Origin of the sequence: Actinomyces sp. ICM39 (assembly GCF_000282935.1) — a bacterium.
GTDB classification, from domain to species: Bacteria; Actinomycetota; Actinomycetes; order Actinomycetales; family Actinomycetaceae; genus Pauljensenia; species Pauljensenia odontolytica_B.
In genome coordinates, this window is sequence record NZ_ALCB01000115.1 from 1 (window position 1) to 9,062 (window position 9,062).

Genomic DNA, 9,062 nt, shown 5'->3' on the forward strand with positions numbered 1-9,062 from the left:
GGCAGCCGCGGCGCTTGGCGTAAGAGTGACGTTACTTGTTGTGGGGGTGGAACCAGCCCGGGCCTCGTGATTGTTTACTGGCCGTAGTGGAAGCGGCAGGAGATGATCCAGAGGGCTTTGCCGTCATCGCTGATCTGGTAGATCAGGCGGTGACGGGAGTCAATCCGGCGTGACCAGTACCCGGAGAACTCGTAGCGGAGGGGCTCAGGCTTGCCGATCCCCTCGTTCCCGTTGCGCTGGATATCCTTGATGAGGGCGTTGATGCGCTTGAGCGTCTTGCGATCCTCGAACTGCCACCAGACGTAGTCATTCCAGGCTTCCTCGTCCCACGTGATGTGCATGATCAGTCCTCGTCGAGCTCAATGAGGTCATGGACGACGCCCTCGCCAGCGCGGTGACGCGCGATCGATTCGCGCAGGTGGCGGGCGTTCGCGGGGGACTGCATGAGATAGACGGTCTCCATGAGGGACTCGTACTCGTCGAGCGCCATGATGACGACGCTCTCGTGCCCCTGTCGGGTGATGACGATTTCCTCGCGGTCGTTGACGACCTGGTCGAGGACCTCAGCGTAGCGTGCGCGCGACTCGGTGTAGGTCATGATCTTCATGGGTGCTCCTCTGCTCGCCTATGTACAGAACATTGTACAGGATGTGAGGGTGTGTGTCTCCAGTCGCCCGGTGACGCACAACCTCCCCCGCGAGCCCTCGTTGGGGCCCGCGGGGAGGGGACAGAGCCTACTGAGAGATCCTCAGAACAGCAGCGGTGCGAAGCCAGCCACCGGGGCGAGGAACGCGGCGCCACCCAGCAGAGCAGCCTTGATGTAAGGGAAGGCGACGAAGGCCGCGATGATGAGGACCACGAGCAGTGCCATGAGGATCAGGTTGTTGCGCTGACGCTTGTACTGCTCGGGCGTCAGCTCCTCCTTCTTGCGGATGAGCGGGGCCTCGCCGTGGACAGAACCGGTGTTGCCGCCGGGCTTTGCGCCCTCGTTCTCGGTCGGGAAGCGCTGGTCGGACATGGTGGTCTCCTACTGGGAGATTGAGGGGATCAATTGACGATCGGCTTGCCGCCGATGGACATGGGGGCGCGGGTGCGCGCGTGCGCGTCCAGGTCCTGCTCCCACGCCGATGCGTAGCGCCACGCCGAAGGCTGCAGCAGACGCAGCGCGCCCATGTCGGCGAGCGCATCGAGCAGGAGGAAGCGGGGCGTCGGGTAGGGGGCGTCCCACGGGATCGCCGTCCACAGTCCGTTCTTTCCGACGAGGAACTCGCCGCGGTTACGGTCGTGCAGGTCGTTGGCAGCGGTCTGCGCGTCCCCCTCCGCGGCCCACAGCCAGCGGGTCGTGCGGAAGGCCTCCCAGGCCTCGTCCCACGACGAATAGGAGTGCTGCAGAGCCCGGTTGATCAGCGCGAGGGTATCCCAGGCCTCGTCCTCGCTCAGCCATCCGATGCCCGCGCCCGCGCGCGTCAGGTTCGCCGCACGAAAGAAATCCCACGCGGCGAAATCGAGGTCCTGGATGCCGCGGTCGTTCGCCAAAAAACGGCGGATGCGCCAGCGGCTCTCCCAATCCTCCATGGAGGAGTCCGCGGTCTTGCTCAGGCGCGCGATCTCAGACTCGGCCCAGGACTTCTTCTGGCATCGTTCGCGCAGGGCCGCGAAATCCTCGCGGTGCCCCGCGCGCAGGAGCGAATACAGCTGACGGATGAGACTCTCGCGGTCCGTGATGCCCCAGTCGCGCTCCAGCATGGTTTTCGTGTCCTCCGGGGCCGACAGCGTCAGCTCGTTGACCGGGTCGCCGTTACACAGCGCGTACACCATGGACGGGGCGAGCAGGCGCGCCCGAGGGTCGGTTGCCATGTCCTCGCGTTTGCCGTGGATCTTCGGGGTGTGGTGCTCGTTGAGCCTGTTCCAGTCTTTCTCCTTGCCGGCCTTGCGCACGTCACGCGGCGCGGGAACGGCGCCCTTCGCGCGCGCGGCCGCCTGCTTGACGTAGTGATTCAGCAGGAGCACGACGACGCACCCGATGGCGAACCATACGGGGAAGGGAATCTCGGACAGGAAACTCGCAATCACGCCCCCGATTCTGCCCGATGAAGCACCCGTCACACAAACGATGGACACGATGGGGACGCGGGACGAGGACGGGGCTTCCCCTATGTAATAGGTACCGCCGTGTGCGCCCTCCGATGCGTCGCCTGGGCGCGCCCGCGCGCGAGAATCGGCCACTGCCTCGTGAATGTCAAACCCGAGCGGCGTGAGACGCGCGGAAGCGGCCCCGGTATCCAGATGCGGGTGGGACGCGGTAAGGTCCTCCCAGATGCCTCGGCGCGTAGACCCGCCGGTGAGGTGCTACAAATACTGGGGAAGCGACGGAAGGGACCGGCAATGTCAGCGACGAAGCTCGTGATCGTGGAGTCTCCTGCGAAGGCAGCCACCATCGAGGGATACCTGGGTCCCGACTACCACGTGACGGCCTCCATCGGCCACATCCGTGACCTCCCGCAGCCCTCCGAGCTGCCCAAGGACATGAAGAAGGGGCCCTTCGGCCGCTTCGCCGTCAACGTGGATGACGGTTTCGCGCCCTACTACGTGGTGAACCCGGACAAGAAGAAAAAGGTCACCGAACTCAAGAAGCTCCTCAAGGAGTGCGACGAACTCTATCTGGCAACTGATGAGGACCGCGAGGGTGAGGCCATCGCGTGGCACCTCCTGCAGGTCTTGAAGCCGAAGGTTCCCGTGCGTCGCATGGTGTTCCACGAAATCACGAAGGAAGCGATCCAGCGCGCCCTGGAGAACACGCGCGACCTGGACACCGACCTCGTGGACGCGCAGGAGACCCGCCGCATCCTCGACCGCCTCTACGGCTACGAGGTCTCGCCCCTCCTGTGGCGCAAGATTCGCCCGTCCCTGTCGGCGGGCCGCGTGCAGTCGGTGGCCACGCGCCTCGTGGTCGCCAGGGAACGTGAGCGCATGGCGCACGTGAGCGCTCAGTACTGGTCGATCGACACGGCGTTCACGTCGGCGGGCCAGGCTTTCGGCGCGCGCGTCTCCTCCGTGGATGGCCACTCGATCGCGACCGGCTCTGACTTTTCCGAGAAGGGCGAGCTGAGCGCGAAGGCGGCCAAGGCCGGCGTCCTCCACCTGGACGAGGCCACGGCCCACGCCTACGCGCAGGCGCTGTCGGACGCCCCGGCCTCGGTCATCGATTCGGTGACCCGCAAGCCCTACCGTCGCCGTCCGGCCGCCCCCTTCACGACGTCGACCCTCCAGCAGGAGGCGTCGCGCAAGCTGCACTGGAACGCGTCCTCGACGATGCGCACCGCCCAGTCCCTCTACGAGTCCGGTTACATCACCTACATGCGTACCGACTCCACGGCGCTGTCCAGCCAGGCGATTCGCGCCGCCCGCGAGCAGGCCACCCAGCTCTACGGGGCCGAGGCCGTGGCCGAGTCCCCGCGCCTGTACGGCACCACCTCGAAGGGCGCCCAGGAGGCGCACGAGGCGATCCGTCCCGCGGGCGACCACTTCCGCACGCCGGGCGAGGTGGCCGGTTCCCTGTCGAAGCAGCAGCTGGCGCTGTATGACCTGATTTGGAAGCGCACGGTTGCCTCGCAGATGGCCGACGCTCTCGGCTACACGGCGACGATCCGCGTGCTCACCGGCATCGAGGTCGACGGTAAGCGCCACGACGTGCTGTCCTCGGCCTCGGGCACGGTCATCACCTCCCCGGGCTTCCGCCTGGCCTACCAGGAGGGCCGCGACCAGGGCCGTTACGACGCAGAAAAGAACGATGCGGAGAAGACCCTCCCGGACGTCGCCGAGGGTGATCCTGCGACGCTGACCGAGGCCACCCCCGACGGCCACGAGACCCAGCCCCCGGGCCGCTACACGGAGGCCACGCTGGTCAAGACCATGGAGGAACTCGGCATCGGGCGTCCCTCCACCTACGCGGCTACCATCCAGACGATCGGGGACCGCGGGTACGTGACGCACCGCGGCCAGTACCTGGTGCCCACGTGGCTGGCGTTCTCCGTAACGCGCCTGCTCGAGGAGAACCTGGCGAACCTGGTCGACTACGACTTCACGGCCTCGATGGAGGGCGACCTGGACCGTATCGCCGCGGGCGAGGAGAACGGCACGGAGTTCCTGACCGGCTTCTTCTTCGGCCCCGACGGCACGGGCGAGAAGGGCGGCCTGCGCCACGACGTCGCCTCCCTGGGTGACGACATCGACGCGCGCGCCGTTAACTCGATCGACCTGGGTCGCGGCGTGACGCTGCGCGTGGGTCGCTACGGCCCCTACATGGAAAAGGCTGACGGGACGCGCGCGAACGTGCCGCCGGAGGTCGCTCCCGACGAGCTGACGGACGAGCTGGTGGACCAGCTCTTCTCCCGCGCCGCCGACGACGGCCGCGAGCTGGGCGTCGACCCGGCGACCGGTCACACGATCATCGTCAAGGACGGCCGCTACGGCCCCTACGTCACCGAGGTCCTGCCCGAGGCGGCCGAGGGCGGCGAGGAGGGCGCGAAGAAGACAAAGAAGAGTGCCGCCAAGCCTCGCACCGCCTCGCTGTTCAAGACCATGGACATCGCCACCGTCACCCTCGAGGACGCCCTGTCGCTGCTGTCCCTGCCGCGCGAGGTGGGCACGGACCCGGCCTCGGGCGAGGTCATCACCGCGCAGAACGGCCGCTACGGCCCCTACCTGAAGAAGGGCACGGACTCGCGCACGCTGGCCTCCGAGGACCAGCTGCTGAGCATCACCCTGGACGAGGCCCTGGCCATCTACGCGCAGCCCAAGACCCGCGGCCGCGGCACGGCCCGCCCGCCGCTGCGCGAGTTCGGCGAGGACCCGATCTCGGGCAAGAAGGTTACCGTCAAGGACGGCCGCTTCGGCCCCTACGTGACGGACGGCGAGACCAACGTGACGGTGCCTCGCGCCGAGACGGTGGAGGACCTGACGGCCGAGCGTGCCTACGAGCTCCTCGCCGATAAGCGCGCCAAGGGCCCCGCCCCCAAGCGCACGCGCAAGACGGCCGCGAAGAAGACGACGGCCAAGAAGACGACGGCGAAGAAGACCACCGCGAAGAAGACGGCCACCAAGAAGGCCGCGACGAAGAAGGACAGCTGATGGCGGCGCGAGGAGTGTTCATCACCTTCGAAGGTGGCGACGGCTCGGGGAAGTCCACGCAGATCCAGTCGGTGCGCGACTGGTTTGAGAGCCGTGGCCGCGAGGTCATCGTCACCCGCGAGCCGGGCGGCACCGAGCTGGGCACGGAGATCCGTCGCCTCGTGCAAAACGGCCCCGAGGACGTCGATGCGCGCACGGAAGCCCTCCTGTACGCGGCCGACCGCGCCTACCACGTCGCCACGGTCATTGCTCCCGCCCTCGAGCGCGGCGCGGTCGTGCTGGGGGACCGCTACATCGATTCCTCTCTGGCGTACCAGGGTGCGGCCCGCTCCCTCGGCGTGGACGAGATCGCGTCCCTGTCCGCGTGGGCGACCCGCGGCCTCTACCCCTCGCTGACGTTCCTCCTGGACCTGCCCCCGGAGGTCGGCGCGCGCCGCCGCACCGACGCCCCGGACCGCATGGAGCGCGAGTCCATGGACTTCCATGAGCGCGTGCGCCACGAGTACCTGCGCCTCGCGGACGCCGAGCCCGACCGCATCGTCGTCATCGACGCGGTGGGAACGGTCGACGAGGTCTTCTCCGAGATCCGCGGCGTCCTCGTCGAGCGCTTCGAGGGCGGCTCCGTCACCATCGACGAGGCCTCGGACGCCGTTCCCGAACCCGTGCAGGAAACCCCGGCCTCGTCCTCTGAGGCCCCCGAGGCCCCCGAGGCCCCCGAGAAGCCGCGCGAGAAGAGCGCGAACAAGGGCTCGTCCCGTAAACCCGCCACCATGGTGGGAGCCCTGGGCGAATCCCAGGGCGCGCTCTGGGATGAATGATGAGTGTCTGGTCCTCGCTCGTCGGACAGGACGCGGCGGTCGCTAAGCTCAGCGAGGCCGCTGCCTCCGCCCGCGCGATCGTCGCCTCCCGCGGCGGCGCACGCACCTCCGACGACGCGCGTTCCATGAGCCATGCCTGGCTCATCACCGGCCCGCCTGGGTCGGGGCGATCCGTCGCCGCCCGCGCCTTCGCGGCAGCCCTCCAGTGCACGGGCGAGGCCGTCGGGTGCGGCCAGTGCGCGGGATGTCGCACGACGATGGGCCGCACGAACGCCGACGTCGTCTTCGCGGCCACTGAGACCTCGATCATCAACGTGGAGACCGCGCGTTCCCTCGTGCTGCAGGCGCAGTCCTCGCCCTCCCAGGGGCTGTGGCGCGTCATCGTCGTCGAGGACGCGGACCGCCTTGGCGAGTCAGGTGCGAATGCGCTGCTCAAGGCCATCGAGGAGCCGCCCGAGCACACCGTGTGGCTGCTGTGCGCCCCCAGCCCCGAGGACATGATCGCGACGATCCGCTCGCGTTGCCGCCACCTCGGCCTGCGTATCCCCACCGCCAGCGCGGTCGCCGACCTGCTCGTGCGCGAGGGCGTCGCCACCCCAGATGTCGCGCTGGAGGCTGCGCGCGCCGCCCAATCGCACATCGGCCTGGCGCGCGCGCTCGCCCGCGACCCCCAGATGCGCGAACGCCGCCGAGCCATCATCACCGCCCCCGCCTCCGTGCGCAGCGTCGGCGAGGCCGTCATGGCCGCCGACCGCCTCCTTGAGACTGCGAAAGCCCAGGCCGACGCCCAGGTCAGCGAACGAAACGCCCGCGAAAAGGCGGAGCTGCTGCGTCAGCTCGGCATGGACGAGGGCGAGAGCGCCACCAAGGCCTCGCGCACGATGATCCGCCAGCTCGAGGAAGACCAGAAGCGCCGCTCCAAGCGCGCCCTCACCGACGCGATCGACCGTGCCCTCATCGACCTGCTCGCGATCTACCGCGACGTCCTCATGGTCCAGGTGGGCGGGGACGGCGAGCTTATCAACACGGACCTGTCCGATCTGGTGCACGAGATTGCGCAGGATTCCACGCCTCGCCAGACCCTCGCGCGCGTCGACCACATCGAGACCGCGCGCAAGCGCCTCGTGTCGAACGGAAACGCCCTGCTGGTCCTGGAGGACATGGCGATTTCGCTGCGCCCCCAGGCGTGAAAACTGACCCAGCGTTTCTCCGTTACAATCGGGGCCATGAAGACTCGCTCCATCGCGGCCGGCGCCGTTGCTATCCTCGCCGTCGTCGCGATCGTCCTGACCATCATCGGCTATTACGGAACCCAGCGTAAAGGGCCGGTGCCCCAGGCGACGGCCACCTCCTCGGCCGCGCCCATCCCGGTTCAGTCGGGCTCTACCCAGTCCTACTACGAGCAGGCGATCGATTGGGGAGTGTGCGCGGAGGGGACCTTCGACTCCTTCCAGGGCATCAACTCTTCCAACGCGAGCGAGTACCAGTGCGCGTTCCTCAAGGCACCCCTCGACTGGTCGAACCCTGACGGCGACCAGATCACGCTCGCGCTGGCCATCCACCGCTCCGGCGTGGAGAACGCGCCCGCGCTCTTCATCAACCCGGGTGGCCCCGGTGGCGCCGTCGTCTCCTCGCTGCCCTACTACGCGGCGCAGGGAATCGGTGAAGCTGTCGTCAAGGCCTACGACATCGTGGCCCTCGACCCGCGCGGCGTGGGCGACTCGACCCCCGTCTTCTGCATGACCGACCTGGAGAAGGACGAACGTAACGACGGCGACGATGAGGACACCGCCGACGAATCCCCCCAGTCTGCGGTCGCCGAAGTGCAGGAGGACTCACGAGTGTTCGCGGCGGGATGCCGCGAACACTCGGGCAGCCTGTTTGAGCACATCGACACCGTCAGCGCCGCCCGCGACTTCGACATGGTGCGCGCCGTCCTCGGGCAGGAAACCCTGAACCTGCTCGGCTACTCCTACGGCACCTTCCTCGGTGCCACCTACGCCGGGCTCTTCCCTGAGCGCGTCGGCCGCTTCGTGCTCGACGGCGCCCTCGACCCGACCCTCAGCGTCAACGAGGTCTCGGCCCTCCAGATGCGCGGCCTCGACGCCTCGCTCCAGCACTGGATCTCCGACTGCGCGACCCAGGCCTCGTGCCCGATGGGCCGCAGCCTCGACGAGGGAATCCAGACCGTGCGCTCCTTCCTCGACTCGCTCGAGGACAGCCCGATGCGCACGAACGACCCGGCGCGCCCGCTCACCGAAAATCTAGCCGTGACCGCGCTGACCGGCGCCATGTATAACACCCAGTGGTGGCCGCAGCTCACGCAGGCCTTCGGAATGGCGTGGCAGAAGGGCGACGGTAGCGGTCTGCTCGCCATCGCTGACACCCTCAACTCGCGTAACCCCGACGGCACCTACCAGGACAATTCCTTCGACGCGATCAACGCGATCAACAACCTCGACTATTCGCCCGAAGGAAACATCGATGAGTGGGCCGCACAGGTGGAGACTCTCAAGAGCGAACTGCCGATCCTCGGCAAGTACGTCGGCTACCCATCGGCCGCCCTCGAAGCCTGGCCGACCAAGCACGCCAAGCGCTCTCGCATCACCGCTCAGGGCGCGGCTCCCATCGTCGTCATCGGCACCACCCACGACCCGGCGACGCCTTACTCCATGGCGCAGGGCCTGTCTGGGCAGCTCGCCAGCGGTGTCCTCGTCTCCGTCGAGGGCTGGAACCACACCGCGTACCGTCGCGGTGCCAGCCAGTGCGTCACGCGGGCCGTCGAGGACTACTTCGTGAAGGGAACCGTCCCCGCCGACGGCCTCATGTGCCAGTAGGGACGTGACTCACGACATCCCCTCGGTGGGTGTCTTGGTTTGCGTTCGGCGCGATTCGTCCAGTAGAGTTGTGCCGTTGCCTGCACGCCCCGGAGACGGTGGAACGGCAGGCGCGGCCGCCTTAGCTCAGTCGGCAGAGCGATTCACTCGTAATGAATAGGTCGTGGGTTCGATTCCCACAGGCGGCTCAGATACGCCCACCCGGAACCGGGTGGGCGTTTTTGTATGCGTGTGTGGTGCTGCGGTGTTGCTTGTGACGCCGCTGGTGTTCCGGGTG

8 protein-coding genes and 1 tRNA gene are annotated in these 9,062 nt (G+C 67.8%); 5 read left to right on the forward strand and 4 right to left on the reverse strand.

Features of this window, described 5'->3' with window-relative positions; all coding sequences use genetic code 11:
* Positions 1-74: 74 nt before the first annotated feature.
* The 4 genes from HMPREF1137_RS07660 to HMPREF1137_RS07675 form a co-directional block, all read right to left on the reverse strand.
* Positions 75-341: a Txe/YoeB family addiction module toxin gene (locus tag HMPREF1137_RS07660; RefSeq protein ID WP_009053938.1), complete on the reverse strand. Its 267-nt coding sequence runs from the start codon at positions 339-341 to the stop codon at positions 75-77.
* Between the two features lie 2 nt (positions 342-343).
* Positions 344-607 carry a type II toxin-antitoxin system Phd/YefM family antitoxin gene (locus HMPREF1137_RS07665; RefSeq protein WP_009053929.1) on the reverse strand — a complete coding sequence of 88 codons (264 nt, stop codon included), beginning with the start codon at positions 605-607 and terminating at the stop codon, positions 344-346.
* Between the two features lie 141 nt (positions 608-748).
* Positions 749-1,018 carry a transporter gene (locus tag HMPREF1137_RS07670; RefSeq protein WP_009053940.1) on the reverse strand — a complete coding sequence of 90 codons (270 nt, stop codon included), beginning with the start codon at positions 1,016-1,018 and terminating at the stop codon, positions 749-751.
* A 29-nt stretch (positions 1,019-1,047) separates the two neighbouring features.
* Positions 1,048-2,073, reverse strand: a complete 1,026-nt coding sequence (locus HMPREF1137_RS07675) for a DUF1266 domain-containing protein (protein ID WP_009053933.1) — start codon at positions 2,071-2,073, stop codon at positions 1,048-1,050.
* 312 nt (positions 2,074-2,385) lie between these two features.
* Here HMPREF1137_RS07675 and topA point away from each other — a divergent pair, with 312 nt between their 5' ends.
* The 5 genes from topA (at position 2,386) to HMPREF1137_RS07700 (ending at position 8,973) form a co-directional block, all read left to right on the forward strand.
* Positions 2,386-5,130 (forward strand): type I DNA topoisomerase, encoded by a 2,745-nt coding sequence (topA, locus tag HMPREF1137_RS07680; protein ID WP_009053944.1) that lies wholly within the window; start codon positions 2,386-2,388, stop codon positions 5,128-5,130.
* A complete protein-coding gene (gene tmk, locus HMPREF1137_RS07685) occupies positions 5,130-5,948 on the forward strand; it encodes a dTMP kinase (RefSeq protein ID WP_009053927.1) in 819 nt (272 codons plus the stop codon). The genes topA and tmk overlap by 1 nt, the downstream gene beginning before the upstream one ends.
* Complete coding sequence (locus HMPREF1137_RS07690; protein WP_009053942.1) at positions 5,945-7,138, forward strand: DNA polymerase III subunit delta'; 1,194 nt, start codon at positions 5,945-5,947, stop codon at positions 7,136-7,138. The genes tmk and HMPREF1137_RS07690 overlap by 4 nt, the downstream gene beginning before the upstream one ends.
* Positions 7,139-7,174: 36 nt before the next feature.
* Entirely contained in the window at positions 7,175-8,785 is a 1,611-nt protein-coding gene (locus HMPREF1137_RS07695; RefSeq protein ID WP_009053931.1) for an alpha/beta hydrolase, read from the forward strand.
* A 115-nt stretch (positions 8,786-8,900) separates the two neighbouring features.
* Positions 8,901-8,973, forward strand: a tRNA-Thr gene (locus HMPREF1137_RS07700).
* Positions 8,974-9,062 lie beyond the last annotated feature (89 nt).